A 24,830-nucleotide genomic window follows, 5' to 3' on the forward strand; every position below is an offset into this window, starting at 1 on the left:
AGTCCTAAAAACCTAGCTTGATAAGCATTTCTCGTTCCTAGTCTCCGACTGGGAATGCATTCATTGAGTCTTCTAATAGCCCATTCCCATGCAGAGCATGGGAACGAGATAGGGAGATAAATGAGAGAACAAAGGGAAATCGAGCTTTTTTAGACCTGTGTATACACCGTAGCCGCAGAGTTACGGAGCGAAACTTAACAAATCGCTGAAAATTTTGGGTTTCCTTCCTCAACCCAACCTGCACTTGAGTATTAATTCCTTCTCTCTCAGACGCTACACGAACACAAAACTACATAATTCGGTAAAATTGGGTAAAGCAATTTTTGCGCTTGTTAAACAAAGGCATCAGCAAACCCATGCAACTGAAACTCAGTGCATCTCGACTTCCCTTCGCCCCCCTCTTGTTAATTGCCCCCTTTTTCCTATGGGGGACGGCAATGGTAGCCATGAAAGGAGTGATACCCCACACCACACCGCTATTCATGGCGGGAGTACGTTTGATACCAGCAGGGATGTTAATTCTGATTGCAGCAGCATTTATGGGTAAACCTCAGCCTAGGGGTTGGGCTGCATGGCTGTGGATTGCCTTATTTGCCCTTGTAGATGGGACGTTATTTCAAGGCTTTTTGGCAGAGGGATTAGTCAGAACCACTGCGGGGTTAGGGTCTGTGATGATTGACTCGCAACCCTTGGCTGTTGCCTTACTATCGTTGTGGCTATTCCAAGAACACATTGGTTTTTGGGGATGGCTAGGATTAGGCTTAGGAGTCACGGGCATTAGTTTAATTGGCTTACCTGATGAGTTGATTTTACATTTTCTCGACTCAGGGGTGAATGTCACAATTGGCAACTGGCAAGATTTGTTTGCTAGTGGTGAGTGGTTGATGCTGTTAGCTGCGCTATCAATGGCAGTGGGAACAGTGTTGATTCGGTTTGTGTGCCGATATGCTGACCCAGTAAGTGCTACAGGATGGCACATGATTTTGGGTGGATTGCCATTATGGGGAGTTTCATCAGTTGTCGAATCCCAGCAGTGGGAGAATCTCGGAGGATATGATTTATTGGCTTTGGGTTATGCTACCGTATTTGGCAGTGCGATCGCTTATGGGTTATTTTTCTACTTTGCTTCTAGTGGCAGTCTCACCAGTCTTAGTTCCCTGACATTCCTCACGCCCGTTTTTGCCCTACTATTTGGCAATCTGTTCCTCTCAGAAGTTCTCAGTCCGTTGCAGTGGATAGGAGTATTTCTCACTTTAATTAGCATCTATCTCATTAATCAACGTGATACTTTAGGAGCGCAGAACGACACAGTTACCGTCGGTGAAATAGCAAATATACAGCAACCAGTTTTAGAAGCATCTACTAAAAAATTAAATCCCATAACCCTAACAGTCAGAGAATCTGAATCAGAAATTTGACCCTAACTCGTTCAAAAGGAGTGGGGAGTGCTGAGTGGGAAATCTCACTTCTTGACTCGGAAATGGCTCAATGCCCCGCTACCACTAACTGAACTGTTTTGCCCAATGACAAATGACAAATGACAAATAAAAAATGACAATTAACATTTGGTCATCTAGAAGCTATTGTGGTATCGAAGACTTCAAAAGCACGTTTAGGCTGAAACTTGCAATATGAGGCTATGCCGTTCCTCAATTCTTATATTTACCTGTTTTTCTTGTGTGGGTTTTTATCCAATTCGCTCAAGCACAGCTACACCTAACCTAGCACCTAAAATTTTAGAACTTGCACAAGCTAGTTCGAGAGTTACTGCTAGTCCAAATGTTTTGAGATATGGTAGTCGAAAATCAGATGTGCAGATATTACAAACCCAATTAAAGCAGTTGGGATACTACAGTGGCGCTGTAGATGGACAGTACAACGCCGGTACGGAAACCGCTGTAGCTAAATTCCAGAAAGCAAAGGGTTTACAAGTAGATGGCCTTGCTGGTCTGACGACCAGAGAGAGACTGCAAGCAGATTTGGCAGCTAAAAATCAGATTGTCACTTCTCCAATAATTACCTCTCCAATTGTCGCCCCTTCTGCTCCAACCTCCCCAGTAACTACAACACCCAAAGAAACTGAGAGAGGTATTGTCTGGTGGTTAATATTTGCCATTGGAGTCCTGGGATGTATGGGGGCACTTTTTTACCTGCTAAGGTGGTTTCGTCAGGTTAAACAAGTTCAAAAGTCCGAAATATTAGATGATAAAAGTCTGACTGAAGTGAATATAGAACCGATTAAACTACACTTACCAGAGATAGCAAATAATCCACAAACAGCTACACCACCACTGTCTACAAAATTGCTACTACCAGAAAAAACTTCCCGGCTTGCTAAACTCAATATCGTTGATGAGTTAATTCAAGACTTACGCAGTTCTGACCCAACGAAGCGGCGCAAGGCTATTTGGGATTTGGGTCAGCAGGGAGATTCGCGGGCAATTCAGCCGATGGTTGACCTGATGATTGATGCTGATTCTCAAGAAAGCAGTTTAATTTTGGCAGCTTTGTCAGAAATTGGCATCCGCACACTCAAACCGATGAACCGTGGTTTAGCAATTTCACTGCAAGATGAAAGTCCACAAGTGCGGCAAAATGCGATTCGTGACCTGACGCGCATTTATGACATGATGGGTCAAATGAGTCAGATGTTGCGCCATGCGCTGGAAGACCCAGATGCCGAAGTGCAAGCAACAGCACGATATGCTTTAACTCAGATGAATCGAATGCGTGGCTTATCAGAACAACAAAGTTTAACGGAAGATTCACACAACGATTCACAACAATAGAGCAAGAGCTATTGAATTTTAGATTTTAGATTTTAGATTTTAGATTTTTCTTTCAATCCAAAATCCAAAATCTCGGTTGTGCTGGAAGTGCAACAAGTTGAAATCTGCTGTCAGCCTAAAAATATTTCAACTGGATTTGGATATTGGTATCCGGGCCTGCCACTAAAAATGCTGCTTCGCTAAATTTGGGCGCTCTTGCCAGAATTTCTGGGTTGCTGGAAAATCCAAAGCCTTCGCTTGGTATACCAAGAAGATTGCTATTGAGAGTGCGGTCATTATTTTGATCGTGGAAGACAGCAACGGCGTACCTACCTGCTTTCAAGTTATCAAAGGTAAGGGGGAAGGGAGTGTCAGTAATTTTGGTACACTGCTTTTGTAAGACGCGATCGCGATCGCCAGGAAATCCTTCACTGCTAGCAAATATACTGGCACAGATTTGTCCTTCTTTATTCTTAAAGCCATCAATTTCCACGGTAAGTTTGCCGTTAAAATTTGCCTTGGCGTCAAATGACCATACCAGATTTCCCAGAACTGCCAATAGCAGCACAGTAACTCTCAATCCTCTCACCATAAAATTTCTACAATGTAAAATAAGTTTTCACGTTGATTCAGATCACGCAGACTCATCGTGAGATTACATTATTCGGTCAATAATCGCAAGCATTCTGGCATATTTTTTCTATAGATGGCTGCGATCGCTGTTGAAGGAGGCAGGAGGCAGGAGGCAGGAGGCAGGAGGCAGAAGGCTAGAAGGTAGAAGGTAGAAGAAGTAAATCAGTAGGGGATTCGACCCCTACTGATTTAGCAAACAGTGGGGGTCTTAAACCCAAGATCCTATGGTCGCGGCAGGAAACATATAGCGCAGCGGTAGCGAGTCAGATGCTCCTGTGTCGCTAACGTTGCGCTATCGAGCGTCGGGCAGCTTTCCTCCTGCCTCCTGCCTTCCTCGATAAAAAATTAGAAAAGTAGGAGGTATAAAACCCCCTACTTTTTTCCGCTTGGATAGAGAATTTTGCGGAATCAGTTCAATCTACTAATAGTGTGTTGGTAGCTCACATGGGAAACCAAAAAATATTTACCCTACAATCTCCCAATTGAGCCTTGTCCTTCAGAAAATCCAGTTGGATCACCTTCTTTGAGAAATCCACTGTAGGCTTCCATACCGTGTTCACCGATATCCAAACCTTCTAATTCCTCTTCTTTAGATACTCTGATACCTAAAGTAGCTTTCAGTGCCAACCAAAAAATACTACTGAGTAAAACAGTGAAGCCACCTACTGAGACAACGCCTAGCAACTGAACACCTAACTGTCCCAAGCCACCACCTGCAAATAAACCTTTTTCTGGGCCAAGTGCATACCAGGAATAAACACCGGGGCCGACAGACCATAGACCTACTGCTAGGGTTCCCCAAATACCACAAACTAGGTGAACTGAGGTAGCTCCTACTGGGTCATCAATGCCAAGTTTGTCAAAGAATGTTACAGAGAAAACTACCAGTACTCCAGCAATGAAGCCAATTAATAAAGAGCTAGGGATATTTACGTAAGCACAAGCCGCTGTAATACCAACTAAGCCAGCCAAAATACCATTGATAATCATTGACAGGTCTGGTTTACCTAAGTACAACCAAGCTGTAATAGTAGCGGCAATTCCACCGGCAGCAGCAGCCATGTTAGTGGTTAGAGCAATGTGACTGATCGCACCAGGATCGGCAGCCATTACAGAACCGGGGTTGAAGCCAAACCAGCCCAACCACAGGATCAAACAGCCCAAGGTAGCAATACTCATGTTGTGACCGGGCAGTGCTACAACTTGCTTGTCTTGATATTTACCAAGACGGGGCCCAAGAAATGCTGCTCCCATCAAAGCTGCCCAGCCACCTACGGAGTGAACCACTGTACAACCGGCAAAATCCCAAAAGCCTCTGTCTGCCAGCCAACCACCACCCCAAATCCAATGTCCGGTAATGGGATAGGCAATACCTACAAGTAAGAGGCTAAAAATTAGGAAGTCAATAAACTTAATCCGTTCGGCTACTGCACCAGAAACGATTGTTGCTGCTGTTCCAGCAAATACTAGCTGGAATAAAAACTTGGCTGCTAAAGGTACACCAGCCCAATTAAGAGCGCCGAAGATACCTTTATAAGTGTCTGCTGTGGCGGGACTGTTATCTGTTCCTCCTAAGAAAAACCCATTCAATCCAATGAAGTCGTTACCATCACCGAACATTAAGGCAAAACCGATGGCCCAAAAGGCAACGGTGGACAGAGCAAATACAATCAAGTTTTTGGAAAGAACGTTGACAGCATTTTTCTGACGACAGAAGCCCGTCTCTAACATACAAAAACCAGCGTTCATGAAGAACACTAAAAAGGCTGCGATCGCAACCCACAGGGTATCAAGAGCAACTTTAAGTTCTGCTGTCGTCGGCCCTGCGGCTGGAGTCTGAGCGACTGCGGCATAACCCCAACCCAACACAATCAAACAAGCTATAGGTAAACAAGCTTGCCAACTGGGAGAAAGCCGCTTCATTACTCGATCAAATAGCTTGACTTTAGAGTTGGGTTGTGAGTTGATAGCGTGATTTCTCGCAGACGAATACCTATTTTTTGTTTTCGATTTTTGTTTGTACATGAATTTGAGCATCATCCTCTAAACCATCCTTAAAAAAGGGAAAAGACAGGTTAAACAGAAAAAAACTAGCGTCCGAAGTTAGATCCAGTGGTTTTTGATATTTTTCCTTTAGACCACTTGTTTAAAAAACAGAAACTCAAATAACCTTAATAGGAGTTTAAGAAACTATTGGCACATCTGTAAATATTTTTTGTAGTTCTTCGTAAGAAATTTATGATGTAGTTTCTGAAATAGTCAAGTCTTCTTCACTTAATCTTTAATCTTTTGAAGAAGGGTTTTTGGCGAGTAAATTGCCCAAAATTGTCTTGATAATCTCAATGAAAAATACAGTAGGAAGTGACAACAAATTTGTGCAATATGAATTATGACTACTGTAAAATGGCTGTTTTTCAGCTAAAAGCGTGATTGTTCGCTCTCTTCGGTGTCGAAACCGCTGACTCCAGGAGTCTGAGTGCGATTTTTGTCTTCTTCTTCAATAAATTCCTTGATCGCATAAACATCAGGCCATACTGACGCGCCATGTTCATAGAAATCAATCCCAATGCGATCGCCTTCAGGATGGACACGTAGGCGTCCCAGTGCTTTTAGACCACCGAACATCAAAAAGCTAAAGCCAACAGTAAAAACTGCGATCGCTACTACGCCCAAAAGTTGTATACCTAATAAATCAAAGCCACCACCTAAAAATAACCCTGCTTTTTTGTTGAGGGTGAGTTCTCCTTGACCTAAAAAGCCAACGGATAGAGTACCCATCATGCCATTAATCCCATGTACAGCAAATGCCCCCACCGGATCATCAATGTGAAGTGACTCAATCAAATCCACTCCCAAAGTAACCAAAATGCCACCCGTTAAACCAATCAAAACCGCAGCCCAAGGTAAAACATAGGCGCAAGGAGCTGTAATTGCCACTAATCCTGCTAGGGAACCATTGAGAGAATAAACCAAATCCCAGTTACCTGTGCGGGTATATTGAAAAATTAGCGCTGATAATGCTCCGGCTCCAGCGGACAGTGTGGTGTTAACTGTGACCAAACCAATCAATCCTGGATTCCCAGTGCTGAGGGTTGAACCAGGGTTAAACCCATACCAGCCAAACCATAGAATCATTGTTCCGAGAGTTGCTAGACCTAAATTGTGTGCTGGTGGTAATCTTCCCCAACCAGGACGATCAGGACGGGAACCAAGCAAATAAGCACCTACTAGTGCTGTCCATCCACCAACGGTGTGAACAACAGAACTACCAGCAAAGTCGTGATAGCTCAATTTGGCTAACCAACCGCCAGAGTTCCAAACCCAGTGAACAATGATTGGGTAGCTAATCGCCCCCATAATGCCGCTGTAAATTAAGTCGCCAATAAAGTCGGTTCTTCCAGCCATTGAACCAGTGGTGATTGTACTGGCGGTAGCAGCAAAGGCAAACTGGAAGAAGAACAAGGTATAGGTATTGATGGCGGCTGTAGAACCTGGCGCACCTAATATATAGCTACCATCAGCACCAGGTAGCTGACTGAGGAAAAAGTTATCTATGCCAACTAACCCGCCAGCACTTGTACCAAAGGCAATCCCAAAGCCGATTCCCCACCACACTAAAATAGTTACAGCGGCATCAATGAAGTTTTCTAGTAAAACATTAACTACACCTCTTTGCCGGATCAAACCTGCTTCTAACATAGCAAAGCCGGTTTGCATGAAAAATACTAAAAACCCAGTGATTAGTACCCAGATAGTATCAATAGAAATTTGCAGTTTCGTTGTAGTTTCAGATAAAGACTGAACACTGGGAGGATCTACCGCCTGTACAATTGTGGGGGCAAAAACTGCGAACACCATTGAAGCGATCGCTAGCGCCAGTAGGCGATGCCAGGGTCGAATATGCTTATTCATTGCTACTTTTTCCTGCTGGAAAAGCGGTAATTGATGTTGGTAATAGACTTAGCAAAATCAATTAACTTAATTAGGTTGACTAAGTAAGATTTTAGAAAACACTTTGGTTAATCATTATCTCATTGTCTGTGTCAGTTATTTTTGTGGGAACTAACTTTTTCTAATATCAAAAACTCTGATCAAAAAAACATAAACATTCCTTCACAGAAATTATGAGACTACTTCTTGTTTCACTTTGGTAAATTTATGCCTAAACGTATAAATTTGATTGATTGTCTATTTACTTACACCAAAAAACTGTATCGTAGAGTACATTTTTTCAATTCTGTTATGGAGGATAGCTGCTGATAGAACAAAACAAGTGACTATATCCTTTATGGCTAAGTATTTTCCGATATCAGCATCGGAAAATTATATATACAATTAACTTTTTATACAAAAAGTTAATTACTTGTTACTTTAAAGATGCGTTGAAAACCAATAATTTTCCTAATTCATCTCTGCGAGAAAAGGTTTGTATTAAAAGCAACGCAGATTTCCAAAACCGATCCTGAGTCGAGGTATTGATAGAAGAGTGATCACAGGCGATCGCTATTTTAATTGATCGGGTGTACCAGTTGAGTAGAGACGCGCCGCCTCCTGGCTAATCTTTAGACATCGCCTAAGCGAGTAGCAGAAACATCTATCGAAACTTCCATACAACCTTGTAGCCTGAGTTAAACAGAATCGTATGGGTAACAAGCTTAACAAACCTAAATTCCTTAAACAAACCGGGTTTAGAGTACCTGTAATATGGGAGACTTGGCAATATTCCCTATAAATCAGATTCAAGATGAGCAACACAATTTCAGACATTGCGGTTAAAACCATCAATGGTGAGGATAAGCAATTAAACGACTACACCGGGAAGGTACTCTTAATTGTGAATGTGGCTTCCTACTGCGGTTATACTTCTCAATACGAGGGGTTAGAAAAGTTGAACCAGAAGTATGGGGAAGCAGGATTACATATTTTAGGATTCCCTTGTAACGATTTTGGAGCGCAAGAACCAGGAAGCAATGAAGAAATTGTGCAATTCTGCACAAGTAAATATGGCGTTAGCTTTGAACTATTCGATAAAGTTCATGCCAAAGGCTCACAGCAGCATCCACTTTATGAACGACTTACCAAAGCCGTTGAGCCAACGGGAACTGTTGCTTGGAATTTTGAAAAATTTTTAGTTAATAAACAAGGTGAAGTAGTCGCTCGATTTAATAGTAGCGTCCAGCCAAATTCACCAGAGATAATTGCCGCAATTGAGAAAGAATTAGCAAAATAGTCATTAGGTAAAAAATTTTGTACTATTAACTATTGACTGTTATTTCTGGACTGTCAAATTTCTTGACGTCCAGTTCTTTAATTGAGAATGTTGTCTCAATGAGTAGTTTAATTTATTTGTGTCGAATTTGTCATGAACGTTGCAATCATCGGTTGTGGTTATGTTGGTTATAAAGTTGCTCAATATTGGCAGCAAAATATGAAGTTTGTTGTCAGCGTAACCACAACTTCACCTGAGCGTGTCCCTGCATTACAATCAGTATCCCAAAGAGTTGTAGTTACCTATGGGAATGACCTAGATAGTCTAAAATCAGTTTTGCACAATCAAGATGTTGTACTTTTGAGTGTTGGTGCAAAAGGTGGAGAAGTTTATGAAGAAACTTATCTACAAACTGCCCAAACTTTAGTTTCATCCTTGCAGCAAATTCAAAGTGTAAAACAATTAATATACACAGGTAGTTATGCTGTGTATGGTGACAGAAATGGTGTATGGGTAGATGAAGAAACGCCACTCGCACCGGCTAATTTAAATGCACAAATCCTCCGGAAAACAGAGGACGTTTTGCTATCAGCATCTACCGAAAATCTCCGTGTTTGTATCTTCCGCTTAGGAGGAATTTATGGGACTGGTAGGGAACTAGTGAAAATATTTAGTAGATATTCTGATACAGTCCGTCCTGGCAATGGCGAAGATACCACGAATTGGATTCATCTAGATGATATTGTTGGTGCAATAGAATTTGCCCGTCAACGTCGGTTACAAGGGATTTATAATCTAGTAGATGATGCACATCTCACTAGCCGAGAATTGTTAGATAGCTTATTTGAAAAACATAATTTACCCAAAGTAAAATGGGATACTTCTGTCAAGAGTACCCGCCCATATAATGCTTGGGTATCGAATGAAAAGCTCAAAGAGGCTGGATACCAGTTCATTCATCCACAGATAATTTTTTAGGAAGTATTAACCACTAGGAATTATGCAACCATCTGCTGTAGCGAACACAACAAATTTGACAGCATCTCTTAGCCAGTTTTACAGTTGGCAGAATTATCGTTGCGCCTACGAAATTCATCAACCAATTAATACAACATCTGAAGGCGTTCCTTTACTGTTAATTCATCCGATTGGCGTCGGATTGTCGCGGCAATTTTGGCAGCGATTTTGCCGCGAATGGTATGATAGAGGTCAGCGTAATTCAATTTACAATCCTGATTTACTAGGATGTGGTGAAAGTGATATGCCTCATATAGCTTACACTCCTAGTGATTGGGCAGAACAGTTGCAGTACTTTTTACAAACAGTAGTGCAAAGACCTGTCATTGTAGTAGTACAAGGTGCTTTATTACCAGTTGCTATCCAATTAGTCCAAAAGGAATCAAATTTAATTGCCGGACTGGTACTTTCTGGGCCACCAGCGTGGGATTTGATGACAAATAAACCACCAAAATGGCAGGAAAAATTCCTTTGGAATGTCTTAGATTCACCTTTTGGGAGTGCTTTTTATCGCTATGCACGCACCCAAAGATTTTTGCGTTCTTTTTCAACTCGTCAACTCTTTGCTTCTGAGAATGCTGTAGATGCAGAGTGGTTGAATACATTGATTGCAGGTGCAGAAAATCTTGCTAGTCGCCATGCAGTATTTTCTTTTTTAGCAGGATTTTGGCGACAGGATTATACTAGTTTTATCGCCTCTATTGAGCAACCAACATTAGCGGTTATGGGAGAAACTGCATCGAGTATTAGCCAAGACAATAAAAAAGAAACGCCAGATGAACGCTTGGCCCACTACCTCGCTTGCTTGCCTCAAGGTCGAGGTATAAAAATAAATGGGCGGAATGTTTTACCCTATGAATCAACTGCGGAATTTGTAGCAGCGATCGCAACCTTTATTGATGAAGTTTTTTAGCTAATTGATAGTTAGATGATACCAGTTCTCCCATGATAGGTTATGACTGGAATTGATTACTAAAGGCAAGCAAAATTATGTTCCCCAATCGCCGAGGACAAAGAGTTCCCAATGTCACTTTTCATACTCGCCTGGACAACCAGTGGGTAGATGTGACAACCGATGAATTGTTTGCTGATAAGACAGTGGTTGTCTTCTCTTTACCAGGTGCTTATACTCCGACTTGTTCATCAACTCATCTCCCTGGCTATAACGAATTGGCAGGGGTTTTCAAAGAAAATGGTGTCGATGACATTATTTGTATTTCTGTCAATGATGCGTTTGTGATGAACGAGTGGGCCAAGGATCAAGAGGCAGAAAATATCACACTAATACCCGATGGTAATGGCGAATTTACTGAAGGCATGGGTATGCTGGTAGACAAATCAGACTTGGGGTTTGGGAAGCGATCGTGGCGCTACTCGATGCTGGTGAAAGATGGTGTCATTAACCAAATGTTTATTGAGCCAGATGAGCCAGGAGATCCCTTTAAGGTGTCCGATGCTGAAACAATGCTCAGATATCTCAATCCCCAAGCAGTGAAGCCTGAAATAGTTTCCCTGTTTGCGAAAGTCGGTTGTCCTTTCTGTGCCCGTGCGAAAGCGATGCTCAAGGAACATGGCATGAACTACGAAGAAATTACCTTGGGTAAAGATATCACCACACGGTCTTTACGAGCAGTTACAGGTGCGACAACAGTTCCTCAAGTATTTATCGATGGTAAATTAATTGGTGGTTCTGAAGCACTAGAAGCCTACTTTGCTGCTAAATAGGTTTCAGTGGGCGCACACAGTTGTCACCTATATCAACTTCAGATGAAGTCATGGTATTTTGACCGCAGCCTGATTTGTAAGAATTGAAATAAAATCCCCGACTTCTCAAATAAGTCGGGGATTTTATTTCTCAAAAGTCAGTAATTAATAAATCTTCAGATGAATAGATGTATTTTTGCCTAGCTATTCACTACCGATCATATAAAATTAATTCTGATTAAACTTCAATTTATTCAAAAAAATATGTTTGCTAGAATTCGCCGTCTTTTGAGTCAGTTTTTTAGTAAATCAAGAAAAATCAACAACGAACCACTGAATAAGGTGAGTTTGATAGTCGTTATTATAATTGATATTTTTATCTTAATTAATGTTTTTACTGGACTCGATGATATTAGCAGATGGTATATCAGCCCAACTGAGGCTTATCCATGTTATTCAGAGTGGCAAAATTACCGAATAAAAACCAGTAAAGATAAAGACTATGAAATTATTAAACTTTCGTTGCCATATACTACAAACAATCAACTGAGTTTTCAGCAAAACTATCAACAAGCTGAAGTAGGTCATCTGGGTAAGGTTTCTACAACGTGCTTGCAATATGCAGACTACAAAGATAAAATTAACAATCCTGAAAAGCAGCAAATCATCAGAACTATTGATCAGAGACAAGCTAAAATCAATACCCTTGAACAAGCCAATAGCACTATTAAATCCCAATATGACTCAACGCTTTTAGAAAAAATTGCAGGTCAGGGTCGTGAACAATCAATTAATCAAGTCAGTGCTGAAAAAGCTAAACAGACATTAGAACAAAATAATCGCCAAATTTCTACTCTTAAACAAGAAATTTCTACTCTTAAAAATGAACTGCTTGCCAAACCGGAAAGTATTAGTTTTATAGCTTTTCTTAAAAATGACAATCAATTCCGGGAAGTTGACAAAGGCTATCAGCAAGCGTCATTTTGGTATCCAAGTATCCAGCTTGCTTTTCAGTCGCTCTTTCTTCTACCATTGATTATTATTGCCTTATCAGTTCACAAATTTGCCCAAAGAAGAGGATATGGACTCATCTCGTTAATTAGCTGGCATTTGCTAGTTATATTTTTTATTCCACTAATCGTTAAAATATTTGAATTTCTTCAAATAGGTGTAATATTTAAATTTCTATTTGAGATGATTAGCGCCCTTTTTGGTGGTTTGCTTTTCCTGATAAATTATGTTTATATCTTGCTGATTCCAATTATTGGTTTTGGAATTATCCAGTTTTTTCAAAAAGTTGTCTTTAATACTAAAGTTCAGGCAGCTAATAGAGTCCAAAAATCACACTGTGTCAATTGTGCCAAGAAAATTCAACATCTTGATACCTACTGTCCGCACTGTGGTTATTATCAGTATATTGAATGCCAAAACTGTCACAATCTCACTTATAAACATTTGTCATACTGTAAACATTGTGGAACTTCTCAAGATTTAAGTAATTTGTAATCAGTGAAGTCGTTGTTCAGTCTTTTTAACTTAGATATGGAAAAAGAGAAAATAGCTAATAAAGAGAGTCAGTCGCCGCTTTCTTTTCTGAAAAACTTGTTGATTGCTCATTGGCGATCGCTCTTACTCCTCTTAATCGGAGTATATTTACCTTTGCAGGTCTTTGAAATCCTGACAGCGAAGATATGGGAGAATGAAGCAGGCTTTCCGTGGGATGTGCCTATTTTGTTAGCAGTTCATTCTACAGCAAACCCACAGCTTGATTTTTTAGCAGTGACGCTAGCTATAATTGGGTTGCCTTGGACGGCGATACCGATTTTAGGTGCGATCGCAATAATACTACTACGTCAAAAACGCTGGCGATCGCTAGCTTATTTACTCACCGCCTCATTGGGAAGTGTGATCATCAACCGCACAGCAAAGGAATTAATGCATCGAGTGCGTCCACAATTGTGGCAGTCCATTACACCTGAGTCTAGTTTTTCATTTCCCAGTGCTCATGCCATGACGAGTATAACTTTGGTAGCAATTTTGCTATTCTTTACTTGGGCTAGTTCCTGGCGCTGGTTGGTTCTCATATTGGGTAGCTTATACATCATAGCTATTGCGTGGTGTCGTATCTATCTTGGGGTTCATTTTCCTAGTGATATTCTCGCAGGTTGGATGGTTGCATTAGGTTGGACAATTGGCGTCAGTCTAATTATCAAACCGTATAGAACTCAAAAATCCCTCGATAGCGATCGCCCCAAAGATGAAATTACCTTACTCCCTGAAGAAAGAAAATGTGCGGGATGAGGCAAAAACTCAAGGTTACCATGCAGAGCAGCAAGGTATTAATCGAGCTAGGGATTTGCAAATCTACCTATTTTGTGGAAGAGTTGGGGTAGGTTGGTAAGTTGAGTTGGATCTTAGTTGACTAATCACGAAGAATGTACCAAGAGTTAAGGCTATAGATACAAGTGCGATCGCTAAAGAGTTAGTCTTCCAAAAGCTTAGTTTTCCTTTTTTATAAGCCCTATTGGCTATATTCACTTCCCGCCTAGCCTCTTCTAAAATTGATTGTAGAGCATTTATCTGTTCATCTTCTAGTTCTGTATATCTATCTTGGCTAAAGGCATTTTCTAGAATTTTTACCTTTTCCTCAGAAGATACTTGAGCAAGTTCTCTTTTGACAACTTCATAAGGATTAGTTTGCTTTACAGGTTGTGAGGATGAAGTTTGAGAGTTTGGTTGAAAATGTTGTTGATAAAATGTCTCCAGTTTTTCATGCTTGACGGGTTGTGAGGATTGATTTGGCGGACTTGGTGGTTGAATCGGAGTATCTTGTCGAATTTCTTTTTTTGTAAAACTGTAGACGTTATTTTGCGTTACAGGTTTTGATGATTGGTTTTGAGGTGTTCGTTGTTGAGTTGGGATACGCTGATTATTGCCTATTTCATTTGTCTTCAATGACCATTTATACTCACTATCTTGGACAACCATATTCTTCAAGGAAGAATATAAATAATGGTTGACTTCCCGTCTTTCAACTCCCAGCATTTCAGCAATTTTTACTGCCCTTATGGGAGTACCACGTTTTAAAATTTCAACAATTTTAGATTCCAGACTATCCATATTAGCTATCAATTTTAACTTTTTAGAATAAAGTCAGACTGTACCTTCTGCAAAACTATCGATAATCTTTAGCATTGTTTTGTCGCCTAAGCCTTTGATCCGATCTACGACATTGCTAAAAGATTTAAATTTCCCATTGTCACGCTCACTGATTATTTTTTCAATTATTTTAATATTAATACCAACCCGTCTTAACTTAGAGGTAAGCTCAGAAAAACTCAAGGTATTAAGTGCCTCCAATGGTTCCATTGGTTTTGGAATTCGGTTTTCAATTTCTTTTAGTCTGTCATTAATATTTTTAATTTCAAGCCTAAACTCTGTCTGTAATTCAATAGTGCGGTTTTCAAAACGTGATTCAAGATTTGTTACACGAGATTCTGTGTTGCTAGACCGTGATTCCATATTTATTAAGCGGGATTCAATACCATCTGAACTAGCAGATACATTGTTGTTAATAAAAGCTTTTGATTTTCTAAATAATTCGACTTGCTTTGTTAAAGCTTCCTCATTTTCAGACTCAATTATAAATACTCCAATCATCTCTCCTTTACGAATATCTATTTCTTTAGCTCTAGCGGCAGCATAATACTCAAAGTCTCCATCTACTACTTCAAAAGATTGTAAACTTGTTCTGCGGACTACAATAGGGTTAACAACCCCTTCAGATTCTAAAATTAACTGAGCAGCTTGTTCTAGCTCATCATCTGCAAAAGTTGAACGAGGCTTGCTGGAGGTAATTTTCTTGACAGCAACAAGTGATGTAGATAATTTCATTAGGATAACCCTATTTTTTGTAAAACTTCTATTGCTAGTAACTCAAATTCCTGTGCAGCAATTGAATCTGGTTTAAAATCAAGTACAGACATGGGATCGGCTATCTCCATATCTCCTATAATCAGAGATTTCTCAGCACATTTTGCTAGATCATCTCTATCATAAATTACTGTATCCATGACTTCAATATTATACCGTTTTGGAATTGCTTCTAATCTTTTAGGTAAAGTATGTTTCACAAATTGATTATTAGTAGATATCTTACAAGCAAGGACACCTAAAGTTTCAATAGGAGGTTTTCGTATTTGTTTTCTAAATGTATTAATACCTTTTATAAACTCTTTAACGTTTGTTAATCCTTGGTTAGCAAAAGGTTTTAAATCAGATGGAATAATAAGATAATCAGAGGTAATTAAAGCAATTCTCGCATACAAATTGAGCGATGGTGGAGTATCTATAAGGACAACATCATATTTATCTTTTACATATTCTAACTTATCAATAAGTACCAGTCTACTACCCTCAAGAGCATTTAAATCAGTTTCATTTCTCATCAAATTGATGTGTGCAGGAACAACATCAATCTCAGGATTACAAAAATTAGATTTTCTGGCTACTTCCGAAATAGGATAAAGTTCTTCAGATTGCAATACTTGAAGAAGATTAGAGTCCTTGATATCATCAAATTCTTCATCATCGAATTTGACTAGCCCTGTGGCAAAGGTGGTGTTAGCTTGACTATCAAAATCGATTACTAAAACTCTTTTACCCTTTTTTCTGATAGCAGCAGCCAGGTTAACTACTGTTGTTGTCTTACCAACGCCGCCTTTATTGTGATAGATTGCAATTATCTTCATTGAATGTTCTCTCTTGGTTTCTATAATTAAATTCTTTTCATCTACTTTAATTTCAAAATCATCCTTTAACTGCCTATTTTTGAAACTATCCCTACCAATTAAAGTTTTAATTTTATCTAACTTTGTCTCTACTTCCTTTCCAGGACACTGAAATACTAGTTGAATATCATATTGCAATTTTTGATAAATTCTAATCTCTTTGCCATTAGTCAACAATCCATACCTGACATTCAAGCTGGTTAAATAATGCCTGAGTCGGGGGACATGATTATTTAAGTTTTGTTTGGGATGCTTTGCCTCCATGACAACACTCAACGGTGAATTTGCATCTAAGACAAAGGGAATCACCTGTGCGGCAAATGCTAAGAAATCTAAGCGGATGCTACCAACGGCAACCTCTTGATGCCAGGTGTCAGGTGTATAACCTAGCTGCGGTAGCAAATATTGCACTATGAGTTTGCTTTCAACTTCGCTTTCGTTACGGCATAGCTCAGGATTAAAAGGCAATATTTTTCTACCTCTAAATAATTATTGGACTTAGGATAAAACCTCATATTTGCTAGATTATGGCATACACTTAATTATTCTGAGTGATATAAATAACTTATAATAATATAAATAATCATCATAAAATTAGTACTTTTGCTGATACAGTAACCACTTCTGAGAGCGATTTTCCCATTACCTTTGTAAATGGCTAGAATCAAAGTGTTTACCTATTTGCACTAAAGGTTTTGGCTACCGTATCTTGTCCCCACTGCCATCAACTCGTTGATAGTCAAGCTATTAGTTGTCCCTATTGCCGGACAACACTCAAAGCTTACGGTCATCCCGGTATTCCATTGCACCGCGCCACTGGGGACGGGTATCTGTGCGACACCTGCACCTATCACGCTGATGATACTTGCAATTTTCCCCAGCGTCCCTACGCCAAAGACTGTACCCTCTACCAAAATATTGAAGAGACAAAGTTAGAGTTTGAACAGCAGCGTTACACTAACAGTTTTGCAATAACTGTGAAAAGTTGGGTAAAACGCAATCAGGCTTTGCTGTTGCTACTAGGTTTATTATTGGTCTGTTTGTTGTTCGTTATATTAAGGTCTTGATTTGGGTTTACTAGGGAATGGGAAATAGGGAATAGAGAATAGGGAATAGGGAATAGCAATGCCCCATGCCCAATGCCCCATGCCCAATCTTTCAAGCTGTGGTGATTTTGGATGCTTCCGCAATCGGTTCAACTTGTATCAGTGGTGCTTTTTCTTCAAATGCGGCTAAGTCGAACCAAAAAGTGGTGCCAATGCCAACTTCACTCACCAGATGGACTTTACTACGATGTCTGTCGATAATATTTCTGACAATCGATAAACCTAAACCCGTGCCTTCTAGGGTGTGAACTCGGTTTTCTACGCGGAAGAAGCGTTCAAAAATTGAGTGTTGATCTTCTGTGGCAATGCCAATTCCAGTATCAGAAATTTCAATCCGCACTGGACAAGATTGGGTGTGATTGGGTATGAAATCCAGTTGGTAGGCGCGGATTACTACTTTCCCACCAGCTTTTGTGAATTTAAGGGCATTACCAATCAGGTTGCCAAACACTTGTACTAACAGGTCATAATTACCCATTACCAGCGGCAAATTAGGAGCAACTTCTTGAAGGAGTTCAACACCTTTATCTTTAGCATTGAGTTGGTAAGTACGCAGTGTTTGCTCGATCGCTTGGGCTAAATCCACGCCATCGAAGCTGTAGTTACGACCAGATTCTAGTTTTGACAAATCCAAAACATCGTTAACTAGGCGGGTTAAGCGATCGGTTTCATGGTTCACAGTTTGGAGAAACTCTTGCCGTTCTTCTAAACCTAAGTCTTCGCCGTAGTCGTGCAGGGTTTCAATATAGGTTTTGATGTTGAATAGAGGCGTTCGCAGTTCGTGGGAAACGTTGCTGATAAATTGGCTTTTTGCATCGTTTAATTCCACCTCACGGGTTATATCTTGGACGGTAATTGCAATACCTTTGATGCTTTCCCTTTGCAGATTGAGTACTGTAGTCAAGAGAATGCGGATCGTCCGTGGGGTGGGTTGGTTAATAAAAATTCGGAATTCGGCGCTTTCACATTCGCCTGCTGCCATTTCGTACAAGGGACGGGTGATTTCCATTTGTACCGATGGGGGCAAGTGATGTAAAACATTGTGGCCTACCACATCAGCGGCTTCCCAGCCAAAAATTCGCTGCGCTGTGGGGTTGACTAAAATCACCTGCATGTTGTTATCAATCAACACGGCACCATCTGCGATCGTCGAAACTAGGGTTTCTAGCTTGGCTTTTTCTGCGGTTAGTTCCTCAATATTCTGTTCTTCATAGCGCTCTAATCGCTCTGCCATCTCATTAAAGCTTAAAATTAACTCCCCCAGTTCGCCCCCTAAAGGTAAATCAATACGCTGCTTGAAATTCCCGGTAGCAATTTGCTTCACCCCCACTAGCAGTTCTTTAATGGGTTTGGTGATGGTCAAGGCGTTAATCACTCCTGCCAAAATCACCATTACCCAAATCGTGATAAAAACGGCAATAGTGACATCGCGGGTAAAATTGGTGGAGATAACAGCGGTCTGATTGGGATTGATCCCGATCGCTAATACACCTAAGTATTTTTGATTGACAATCAGGGGAATAAATACATCGGTAACTGCCCCATCTGGGGTCATGTGTTGCCGCACCATCGGCTTTTCCCCATCACCAGGGTAATCTTCAGGCAGTTGTATTCGCCGTTTAATGGTGAGGGAATTTTCTACCTCGGCATCCCAAAAAGGAATGCCAAAAAAGATTTCCCCGGTTTCATCGGCGTAGAGCATATAACGCACACTAGAGGTGCTGCTATAAAAACGTTGGGAAAATTGGGCAACCTCAGTGAGATTATTGTCAGCGACTAGGGGCGCAACGTTGGCAGCAAGCAACAGCCCCAAATCACGACCGAAGCGGGTGTCATTCATCCGCGCATCCTGCTGAATTGTATTTACAGCCCAGAAGGTCAGACCACTCATCACCAATGAAACCACCAACGTGGCAACAGCCAGCAGTTTGGTCTGGAGTGTGAACTCTGACCACCAACTAGCGATCGCATGTCGAATTGTTTTTAACAGAGTTAGCATCTTAAATAAAGTTGTTAGTAGTCTTTGTTATAAAGCCCAACAACTAAAAAATTAACAGTTAATTTGACAAATATGTTAGGGAAATGGGGCATTGGGAATGGGGCATGGGGCATTGGGCATTGACTATAAGGCATTAGTTATTGCCTCACATTCAGCACTCCCAACCCTTAACTCCTAACTCTATAACCGATATCTCGCCGATAAAATATCCCATCGAACTGAATATATTTGATACCAGCGTATGCTTGGGCGATCGCTTGCTCAAAATTTTCTCCAATTCCAGTCACATTTAATACTCGACCCCCATCTGTTACTACTTCTTGTTGCTGATTCAACTTCGTACCTGCATGAAATACAGTTGCTCCTGTTGCCTCTGCCTCACCAATGCCAGTAATGATCTGGCCTTTCTCATATTCTCCTGGATAACCACCTGAAGCTGCAACGACAGTGGCAGATGCTCCCCCTTTCCAAGCAATCGGCGGCAATTCACTTAATCGCTGTTGTACACAGGCTAGAATTAACTCTTCAAGGGGTGTTTCTAACAGTGGCAAAATCACCTGGGTTTCTGGATCGCCGAAGCGACAGTTAAATTCCAAAACCTTCAAGTCGCCATCGGGTGCAATCATTAATCCAGCATACAACACGCCTCGGTAATCAATGCCTTTAGCTCGTAAGGTGGCGATCGCTCTTTCTAAGACTTCTGTTTGAATGCGTGCCATCAACTCTGGGGTAGCAATGGGTGCTGGGCTGTATGCTCCCATCCCACCAGTATTTTCCCCCGTATCGCCGTCACCAATCCGCTTGTGGTCTTGAGCTGGCAACAAGGGTCTAATTGTTAACCCATCGGTCAACGCTAAAACTGAAACCTCTTGCCCAATCAAACATTCTTCAATGACGACAAACTCACCAGCACTACCAAATTGTCCCTGAAAAATCGCATCAACGGCACTTTCTGCTTGTTCAACTGTTTCAGCCACCGTTACACCCTTACCAGCTGCCAACCCATCAGCTTTGACAACAATTGGCGCTCCTTGAGATTTGACGTAAGATTTTGCTGCTGCTGCCTCAGTAAATACCGCTGCCCGTGCCGTCGGAATTCCTGCTTCTTGCATCAAGGCTTTTGCCCAAGCTTTACTCGCCTCAATTTGCGCTCCCGCTCTGACTGGGCCAAATACCATCAATCCTTTGTCTTGGAGGTAATCTGTAATTCCCTTAGACAGGGGGACTTCTGGCCCAACTATTACCAGAGTTATGCCATGTTCTAAAGCATATCGGCCCATGCCCTCAAAATCATCTACTGCTAAGGGCAAGTTCTGGCAACGTTCCATACTTGCCGTGCCCCCATTCCCTGGTACACAGATAACTTGCTCAATTTGCTTAGATTGCAACAGTTTCCATGCCAGAGCGTGTTCGCGCCCCCCATTACCGACAACTAAAACTTTCACAGATTTCCTCGTGCGTTCCTTGCGAAACGAGAATACCTTAGCGGTTCTCGCGGATCAATTTTTTCATCAATTCTTACACTTGTGCAAGCCCTTTATAATTAAGTATATAAGCATAAATTCATATAGTTATTCTAAATTTTGACCGGAGGCGGAGCGTCTCCGGCTCCGCTCCTGAATTCTGAATTCTTCTTCAATTTGAAAATTATCAATTCACTAATTAATGAATTGATAATTTTTATTGTTACCTATTGCTCAACAGACTTAATAATGTATTTTGAATGCAAGTATATTAGTTTGATTATCTGTTATGTTGATAGACCGATAGTAATAGATTAAAAAATTTTCAATTAATAGCAAAATATTGATTATAATTATTAACTTGTCAATATAGAGATAAATCGGGATATAAAAAATAGGCGACATGGCTAAAATTATCGTTACTGGAGCCGCAGGCTTTATTGGTTCTCATCTTGTAGAAACATTGCTACAACAAGGAGAAGAAGTGATTGGGATTGATGAATTCAATGATTATTACGATCCTATATTAAAGCGTAACAATGTTGCACACTTACATCGTTCACCTGGCTTTACATTAATTGAAAGAGATATTCAGTTTTTAGATTGGCAGAAACTCCTAAAAGATGTTGATGTAGTTTACCATCAAGCGGCACAAGCAGGTGTCAGAGCAAGTTGGAGTAAAGCTTTTCGAGATTACACAGAACGGAATGTTAATGCTACACAAGTTTTGCTAGAAGCAGCTAAGGATGCTAAACACCTGAAAAGATTAGTGTTTGCCTCTTCGTCGAGTGTATATGGTGATGCGGAAACATTACCCACTCACGAAGGGATTTCTCCTCAACCAGTTTCTCCTTACGGTATTACTAAGCTAGCAGCAGAGTTTTTGTGTGAACTATATCACAAAAACTTTGGCGTGCCTTGTGTGACATTGCGCTATTTCACTGTTTATGGCCCCAAACAGCGTCCAGATATGGCATTTCATAAGTTCTTTAAATCCATTTTGCAAGATGAGGCGATTCCTATTTACGGCGATGGACAACAAACGCGGGAATTTACTTTTGTTAGTGATATCATCGCTGCCAATTTAGCTGCCGCTACTGCGCCCCAAGCAGTGGGAGAAATCTTTAATATTGGTGGTGGTAGCAGAGTGGTTTTAGCAGAAGTATTGGATACGATTCAAGAAATTGTTGGGAAAGCAATCAAAAGAAACTACATAGAAAAGGCAATGGGAGACGCCCGTCACACCGCTGCTGATATATCTAAAGCGGAGAAAATTCTGGGATATGAGCCGCAAGTCTCCCTGAGAGAGGGTTTGGCAGAGGAATGGGAGTGGATTAAATCTTTGTATTCACTCTAGTAATTTGGATGGCTGATTGAGAAAATCTTCGTCTGGGAAAAAAGAAATTGCTTTGTAATCGGCATCATTGCAATTAATAACACCCACGTAATTAACCCCGATTTGTTGATTTGAGTAGCAAATGAGTAACGGTATTAATACGAAACCTTAAAATGCTTGCTGTATCGTTAAAATCGTGGACTAGACTAGAATTACAGGGTAACAATCAGAGGAAGATTATGATGAGCGATCGCGACTATACCTTAATCATTGACAAAAGCGGTAGTATGTCTACACCCGACCAAGTGGGTGGTAGAAGTAGATGGGAGATAGCCCAAGAGTCTACTCTCGCTTTGGCAAGAAAGGCCGAACAGTTTGACCCCGATGGCATCACCGTTTACGTTTTTTCTGGTAGATTTAAACGCTACGATGATGTCACCTCAGCCAAAGTTGCACAGATATTTCTCGAAAATGACCCTGCTGGGACGACAAACTTAGCAGGTGTACTTCAAGATGCGCTCAATAACTACTTTCAACGCAAAGCAGCCGGTAAAACCAAGCCAAACGGAGAGACAATTTTAGTCATCACCGATGGTGAACCAGACGATCGCAAAGCTGTGTTTGAAGTCATCATTCATGCGACTCGCCAGATGGAACGTGATGAAGAATTAGGAATTTCAATCATTCAAGTAGGTTCAGATGCCCAAGCAACTAAGTTTCTGAAAGCTTTGGATGATCAATTGCAAGGTGTCGGCGCTAAATTTGATATTTGCGATACCGTCACTTTAGACGACTTAGAAGAAATGAGTCTTGTCGATGTATTGACGAATGCCATAACTGACTAATGTGTTGATCACTCATAGTCCAGTAACCCTTTAACTATTAACTGGAGAATTTAATCATGCTAGAAAATCGTGACTATACCTTGATTATCGACAAAAGCGGCAGCATGGCAACCCAAGATCAAAAGGGTGGTAGAAGTAGATGGTTTGCAGCACAGGAATCTACTTTAGCTTTAGCTAGTAAGTGTGAGCAATTTGATCCAGATGGCATAACTATTTACGTATTTTCTGGTAAATTTAAGCGGTACGAAAATGTCACATCTAGCATAGTAGGGCAAATTTTCCGAGAAAATGATCCCTCTGGTACAACTGATTTAGCAGGTGTGTTAAAACACGCAACTGATGATTACTTACAACGTAAAGCAGCCGGTCAAACAAAGCCAAATGGTGAAACAATTTTAGTGGTTACTGATGGTGAACCGGACGATCGCAAAGCAGTCATGAGGGTGATTATTGAAGCTTCTCGCCGTATAGATAGAGATGAAGAATTAGCCATTTCCTTCATTCAAGTCGGCACAGATCCACAAGCTACCCGCTTTCTCAAAGTCTTAGACGATGAACTCCAAAGTGCTGGTGCTAAGTTTGATATCTGTGACACCATTACGATGGAAGATATGGAAGATTTGAGTCTATCGGAAGTGCTACTCAATGCCATTAATGACTAGTACAGTTCGGCGTAAATAATCCACGCTTTTTAATATCTAAAACCCTACGCAGTGGTAATTACATTAGCATAGCGGGGCGTAGCCCATTAAAAATTACGAATTACGTTAGCGCAGCGTTAGCGACGCAGGAGCGTCATTACGAATTACGAATTACACAAAGCGGTATTAGCTATACCATTTATTAGGAATTGCAAACATGGATTCCATTGATAAGCTATTAGCTGAACTTCAAACTGAATACAAAGAAGTTCAACCACAACAGCAGCAGTCAAAATCAGCTACAGCAAAATCCTTTATTCCAGCATCGCCAAAGTCAGCATCTTTTATAGATAACCTTTTGGCAGAAGTTAAGGCAGATTTTGCCGAAGAGGATGCTGCTATTGAGTTAAAAAGACAGCAAGAATTAGAACAGGAACAAATTCGACAAGAACAACTCAAAGCCAAACAGTTAGAGGCTTTGAAAGTGGAAGCAAAAAAATGGTTAGCAAAAGTAGATCCACTCTCATCTGAAGGGCTTTGGTTTGAAAGATTTGCTGAAAGTTACTCCTCAAAATTAGAGGCCGCAATTGAGTATTTACGCAACAACGAATAAATTCAAAGTTCCAGATCGCACAGATAATTTGCTTACTCGAATTGAAATTTAGTAAATATTATTTATTCTGTGTAATCAATATTAATGGTGACTTGTTCGAGCTAAATGTTGAATAGCCCATTCATGCATAGCATAGAGAATTGGTTGCAAAGTTTCTCCTAAAGGCGTCAACGAATATTCTACCTTTGGTGGAATTTGGGGATAAACTTCTCGATGAATAATGCCGTCTTCCTCCATTTCTCTGAGTTGTTGGGTTAGCATCTTTTGGGTAACTCCAGGTAAAGCCCGTTGCAACTCACCAAACCGTTTGACACCAGTCATTAATTCTCTAATAATCAAAACTTTCCAGCGTCCGCCAATCACCTTTAGGGTAGTTTCTACTTCACAAGTCAGCCTGAGATGGTTTTCTGCATCAGCTTTCATAGTTTTTTGTAGGAAATATCTTAATTGTAAGCTCCCTGTCCCCCTGCCTCTTCGTTTTTGATAAGTCAGGGTTCTGGGTGATTTTGGTCAAATTATTTTGAATTATAGGACTCATATTTGATTTGGTGAAAAAACTCAGTACAACTAAGAAGCCCTCCAATACTGCTCAGGTTTTGGATTTTTAACTCGGAATTGGGTTTTGGGAAAAGGTTAAAGGGTAAAGGTTAAAGGTTTTTTCTTTCCCCTTTTCCCCAAAACCCGACAAGTATTGAAAAGCCCTGTT

General features: G+C 40.7%; 22 protein-coding genes. 13 read left to right on the forward strand and 9 right to left on the reverse strand.

All coding sequences use genetic code 11. The features are described 5' to 3' along the window. Positions 1 to 356: 356 nt before the first annotated feature. Positions 357 to 1,418 carry a DMT family transporter gene (locus A4S05_RS18160; protein ID WP_069071231.1) on the forward strand — a complete coding sequence of 354 codons (1,062 nt, stop codon included), beginning with the start codon at positions 357 to 359 and terminating at the stop codon, positions 1,416 to 1,418. Positions 1,419 to 1,631: 213 nt separating this feature from the next. Continuing rightward, positions 1,632 to 2,789 (forward strand): peptidoglycan-binding protein, encoded by a 1,158-nt coding sequence (locus A4S05_RS18165; protein WP_069071202.1) that lies wholly within the window; start codon positions 1,632 to 1,634, stop codon positions 2,787 to 2,789. A gap of 115 nt (positions 2,790 to 2,904) precedes the next feature. On the opposite strand, the gene A4S05_RS18170 is transcribed toward A4S05_RS18165, so the two are convergent. The 3 genes from A4S05_RS18170 to A4S05_RS18180 form a co-directional block, all read right to left on the reverse strand. Beyond that, positions 2,905 to 3,360, reverse strand: coding sequence for a DUF2141 domain-containing protein (locus A4S05_RS18170; protein WP_069071203.1), 456 nt, complete (start codon positions 3,358 to 3,360; stop codon positions 2,905 to 2,907). A gap of 509 nt (positions 3,361 to 3,869) precedes the next feature. Then, on the reverse strand, positions 3,870 to 5,426 hold the full coding sequence (locus tag A4S05_RS18175) for an ammonium transporter (RefSeq protein ID WP_069071204.1): 1,557 nt from the start codon (positions 5,424 to 5,426) through the stop codon (positions 3,870 to 3,872). Positions 5,427 to 5,819: 393 nt separating this feature from the next. Then, positions 5,820 to 7,313, reverse strand: coding sequence for an ammonium transporter (locus A4S05_RS18180; RefSeq protein ID WP_069071205.1), 1,494 nt, complete (start codon positions 7,311 to 7,313; stop codon positions 5,820 to 5,822). Between the two features lie 832 nt (positions 7,314 to 8,145). Here A4S05_RS18180 and A4S05_RS18185 point away from each other — a divergent pair. From A4S05_RS18185 to A4S05_RS18210, 6 genes are all read left to right on the forward strand, one after another. Continuing rightward, positions 8,146 to 8,631, forward strand: a complete 486-nt coding sequence (locus A4S05_RS18185) for a glutathione peroxidase (RefSeq protein WP_069071206.1) — start codon at positions 8,146 to 8,148, stop codon at positions 8,629 to 8,631. Between the two features lie 132 nt (positions 8,632 to 8,763). After that, positions 8,764 to 9,588 carry an SDR family oxidoreductase gene (locus tag A4S05_RS18190; protein WP_069071207.1) on the forward strand — a complete coding sequence of 275 codons (825 nt, stop codon included), beginning with the start codon at positions 8,764 to 8,766 and terminating at the stop codon, positions 9,586 to 9,588. A gap of 22 nt (positions 9,589 to 9,610) precedes the next feature. Continuing rightward, positions 9,611 to 10,540, forward strand: a complete 930-nt coding sequence (locus A4S05_RS18195; RefSeq protein ID WP_069071208.1) for an alpha/beta fold hydrolase — start codon at positions 9,611 to 9,613, stop codon at positions 10,538 to 10,540. 77 nt (positions 10,541 to 10,617) lie between these two features. Then, positions 10,618 to 11,352: a redoxin family protein gene (locus A4S05_RS18200; protein ID WP_069071209.1), complete on the forward strand. Its 735-nt coding sequence runs from the start codon at positions 10,618 to 10,620 to the stop codon at positions 11,350 to 11,352. Positions 11,353 to 11,595: 243 nt separating this feature from the next. Further along, the gene (locus A4S05_RS18205; RefSeq protein WP_069071210.1) at positions 11,596 to 12,837 is read left to right on the forward strand and encodes a hypothetical protein; all 1,242 of its coding nucleotides are present in this window, start codon (positions 11,596 to 11,598) and stop codon (positions 12,835 to 12,837) included. 36 nt (positions 12,838 to 12,873) lie between these two features. Beyond that, positions 12,874 to 13,632, forward strand: coding sequence for a phosphatase PAP2 family protein (locus A4S05_RS18210; RefSeq protein ID WP_069071211.1), 759 nt, complete (start codon positions 12,874 to 12,876; stop codon positions 13,630 to 13,632). Positions 13,633 to 13,695: 63 nt separating this feature from the next. Here the strand turns inward: A4S05_RS18210 and A4S05_RS18215 are convergent, their stop codons facing one another. The 3 genes from A4S05_RS18215 to A4S05_RS18225 are packed head-to-tail and all read right to left on the reverse strand — an operon-like array spanning position 13,696 to position 16,589. Further along, positions 13,696 to 14,451: a hypothetical protein gene (locus A4S05_RS18215; protein WP_069071212.1), complete on the reverse strand. Its 756-nt coding sequence runs from the start codon at positions 14,449 to 14,451 to the stop codon at positions 13,696 to 13,698. Positions 14,452 to 14,484: 33 nt separating this feature from the next. Next, the gene (locus A4S05_RS18220; protein ID WP_069071213.1) at positions 14,485 to 15,225 is read right to left on the reverse strand and encodes a ParB N-terminal domain-containing protein; all 741 of its coding nucleotides are present in this window, start codon (positions 15,223 to 15,225) and stop codon (positions 14,485 to 14,487) included. Beyond that, entirely contained in the window at positions 15,225 to 16,589 is a 1,365-nt protein-coding gene (locus tag A4S05_RS18225; RefSeq protein WP_069071214.1) for an AAA family ATPase, read from the reverse strand. The genes A4S05_RS18220 and A4S05_RS18225 overlap by 1 nt, the downstream gene beginning before the upstream one ends. A 227-nt stretch (positions 16,590 to 16,816) precedes the next feature. Here A4S05_RS18225 and A4S05_RS39020 point away from each other — a divergent pair, with 227 nt between their 5' ends. Next, positions 16,817 to 17,188 (forward strand): zinc ribbon domain-containing protein, encoded by a 372-nt coding sequence (locus A4S05_RS39020; RefSeq protein ID WP_084227151.1) that lies wholly within the window; start codon positions 16,817 to 16,819, stop codon positions 17,186 to 17,188. A 91-nt stretch (positions 17,189 to 17,279) separates the two neighbouring features. On the opposite strand, the gene nblS is transcribed toward A4S05_RS39020, so the two are convergent. Both nblS and purD read right to left on the reverse strand, forming a co-directional pair. Beyond that, positions 17,280 to 19,226: a two-component system sensor histidine kinase NblS gene (nblS, locus tag A4S05_RS18230; protein WP_069071215.1), complete on the reverse strand. Its 1,947-nt coding sequence runs from the start codon at positions 19,224 to 19,226 to the stop codon at positions 17,280 to 17,282. Positions 19,227 to 19,393: 167 nt separating this feature from the next. Continuing rightward, complete coding sequence (gene purD / locus A4S05_RS18235) at positions 19,394 to 20,671, reverse strand: phosphoribosylamine--glycine ligase (RefSeq protein WP_069071216.1); 1,278 nt, start codon at positions 20,669 to 20,671, stop codon at positions 19,394 to 19,396. A 421-nt stretch (positions 20,672 to 21,092) separates the two neighbouring features. On the opposite strand from purD, the gene A4S05_RS18240 reads away from it, so the two are divergent. The 4 genes from A4S05_RS18240 to A4S05_RS18255 all read left to right on the forward strand — a co-directional run bounded on the left by A4S05_RS18240 (position 21,093) and on the right by A4S05_RS18255 (position 24,124). Further along, positions 21,093 to 22,046, forward strand: a complete 954-nt coding sequence (locus tag A4S05_RS18240) for an NAD-dependent epimerase/dehydratase family protein (RefSeq protein WP_069071217.1) — start codon at positions 21,093 to 21,095, stop codon at positions 22,044 to 22,046. Between the two features lie 218 nt (positions 22,047 to 22,264). Beyond that, the gene (locus A4S05_RS18245) at positions 22,265 to 22,870 is read left to right on the forward strand and encodes a vWA domain-containing protein (protein WP_069071218.1); all 606 of its coding nucleotides are present in this window, start codon (positions 22,265 to 22,267) and stop codon (positions 22,868 to 22,870) included. Between the two features lie 56 nt (positions 22,871 to 22,926). Then, positions 22,927 to 23,532, forward strand: a complete 606-nt coding sequence (locus A4S05_RS18250; RefSeq protein WP_069071219.1) for a vWA domain-containing protein — start codon at positions 22,927 to 22,929, stop codon at positions 23,530 to 23,532. A gap of 196 nt (positions 23,533 to 23,728) precedes the next feature. Beyond that, positions 23,729 to 24,124 (forward strand): salt stress protein, Slr1339 family, encoded by a 396-nt coding sequence (locus A4S05_RS18255; protein WP_069071220.1) that lies wholly within the window; start codon positions 23,729 to 23,731, stop codon positions 24,122 to 24,124. A gap of 81 nt (positions 24,125 to 24,205) precedes the next feature. On the opposite strand, the gene A4S05_RS18260 is transcribed toward A4S05_RS18255, so the two are convergent. Further along, positions 24,206 to 24,547: a winged helix-turn-helix transcriptional regulator gene (locus A4S05_RS18260; RefSeq protein WP_069071221.1), complete on the reverse strand. Its 342-nt coding sequence runs from the start codon at positions 24,545 to 24,547 to the stop codon at positions 24,206 to 24,208. Positions 24,548 to 24,830 lie beyond the last annotated feature (283 nt).

It is taken from the genome of Nostoc sp. KVJ20 (assembly GCF_001712795.1).
Taxonomy (GTDB): Bacteria; Cyanobacteriota; Cyanobacteriia; order Cyanobacteriales; family Nostocaceae; genus Nostoc.

What these genes read in the sequence shown, in the direction of transcription:
- A4S05_RS18160 (WP_069071231.1), top strand. Translation starts at nt 357, where the DNA reads ATGCAACTGAAACTCAGTGCATCTCGACTTCCCTTCGCCCCCCTCTTG.
- A4S05_RS18165 (WP_069071202.1), top strand. Translation starts at nt 1,632, where the DNA reads ATGAGGCTATGCCGTTCCTCAATTCTTATATTTACCTGTTTTTCTTGT.
- A4S05_RS18170 (WP_069071203.1), bottom strand. Translation starts at nt 3,360, where the DNA reads ATGGTGAGAGGATTGAGAGTTACTGTGCTGCTATTGGCAGTTCTGGGA.
- A4S05_RS18175 (WP_069071204.1), bottom strand. Translation starts at nt 5,426, where the DNA reads ATGTACAAACAAAAATCGAAAACAAAAAATAGGTATTCGTCTGCGAGA.
- A4S05_RS18180 (WP_069071205.1), bottom strand. Translation starts at nt 7,313, where the DNA reads ATGAATAAGCATATTCGACCCTGGCATCGCCTACTGGCGCTAGCGATC.
- A4S05_RS18185 (WP_069071206.1), top strand. Translation starts at nt 8,146, where the DNA reads ATGAGCAACACAATTTCAGACATTGCGGTTAAAACCATCAATGGTGAG.
- A4S05_RS18190 (WP_069071207.1), top strand. Translation starts at nt 8,764, where the DNA reads ATGAACGTTGCAATCATCGGTTGTGGTTATGTTGGTTATAAAGTTGCT.
- A4S05_RS18195 (WP_069071208.1), top strand. Translation starts at nt 9,611, where the DNA reads ATGCAACCATCTGCTGTAGCGAACACAACAAATTTGACAGCATCTCTT.
- A4S05_RS18200 (WP_069071209.1), top strand. Translation starts at nt 10,618, where the DNA reads ATGTTCCCCAATCGCCGAGGACAAAGAGTTCCCAATGTCACTTTTCAT.
- A4S05_RS18205 (WP_069071210.1), top strand. Translation starts at nt 11,596, where the DNA reads ATGTTTGCTAGAATTCGCCGTCTTTTGAGTCAGTTTTTTAGTAAATCA.
- A4S05_RS18210 (WP_069071211.1), top strand. Translation starts at nt 12,874, where the DNA reads ATGGAAAAAGAGAAAATAGCTAATAAAGAGAGTCAGTCGCCGCTTTCT.
- A4S05_RS18215 (WP_069071212.1), bottom strand. Translation starts at nt 14,451, where the DNA reads ATGGATAGTCTGGAATCTAAAATTGTTGAAATTTTAAAACGTGGTACT.
- A4S05_RS18220 (WP_069071213.1), bottom strand. Translation starts at nt 15,225, where the DNA reads ATGAAATTATCTACATCACTTGTTGCTGTCAAGAAAATTACCTCCAGC.
- nblS (WP_069071215.1), bottom strand. Translation starts at nt 19,226, where the DNA reads ATGCTAACTCTGTTAAAAACAATTCGACATGCGATCGCTAGTTGGTGG.
- A4S05_RS18240 (WP_069071217.1), top strand. Translation starts at nt 21,093, where the DNA reads ATGGCTAAAATTATCGTTACTGGAGCCGCAGGCTTTATTGGTTCTCAT.
- A4S05_RS18245 (WP_069071218.1), top strand. Translation starts at nt 22,265, where the DNA reads ATGATGAGCGATCGCGACTATACCTTAATCATTGACAAAAGCGGTAGT.
- A4S05_RS18250 (WP_069071219.1), top strand. Translation starts at nt 22,927, where the DNA reads ATGCTAGAAAATCGTGACTATACCTTGATTATCGACAAAAGCGGCAGC.
- A4S05_RS18255 (WP_069071220.1), top strand. Translation starts at nt 23,729, where the DNA reads ATGGATTCCATTGATAAGCTATTAGCTGAACTTCAAACTGAATACAAA.
- A4S05_RS18260 (WP_069071221.1), bottom strand. Translation starts at nt 24,547, where the DNA reads ATGAAAGCTGATGCAGAAAACCATCTCAGGCTGACTTGTGAAGTAGAA.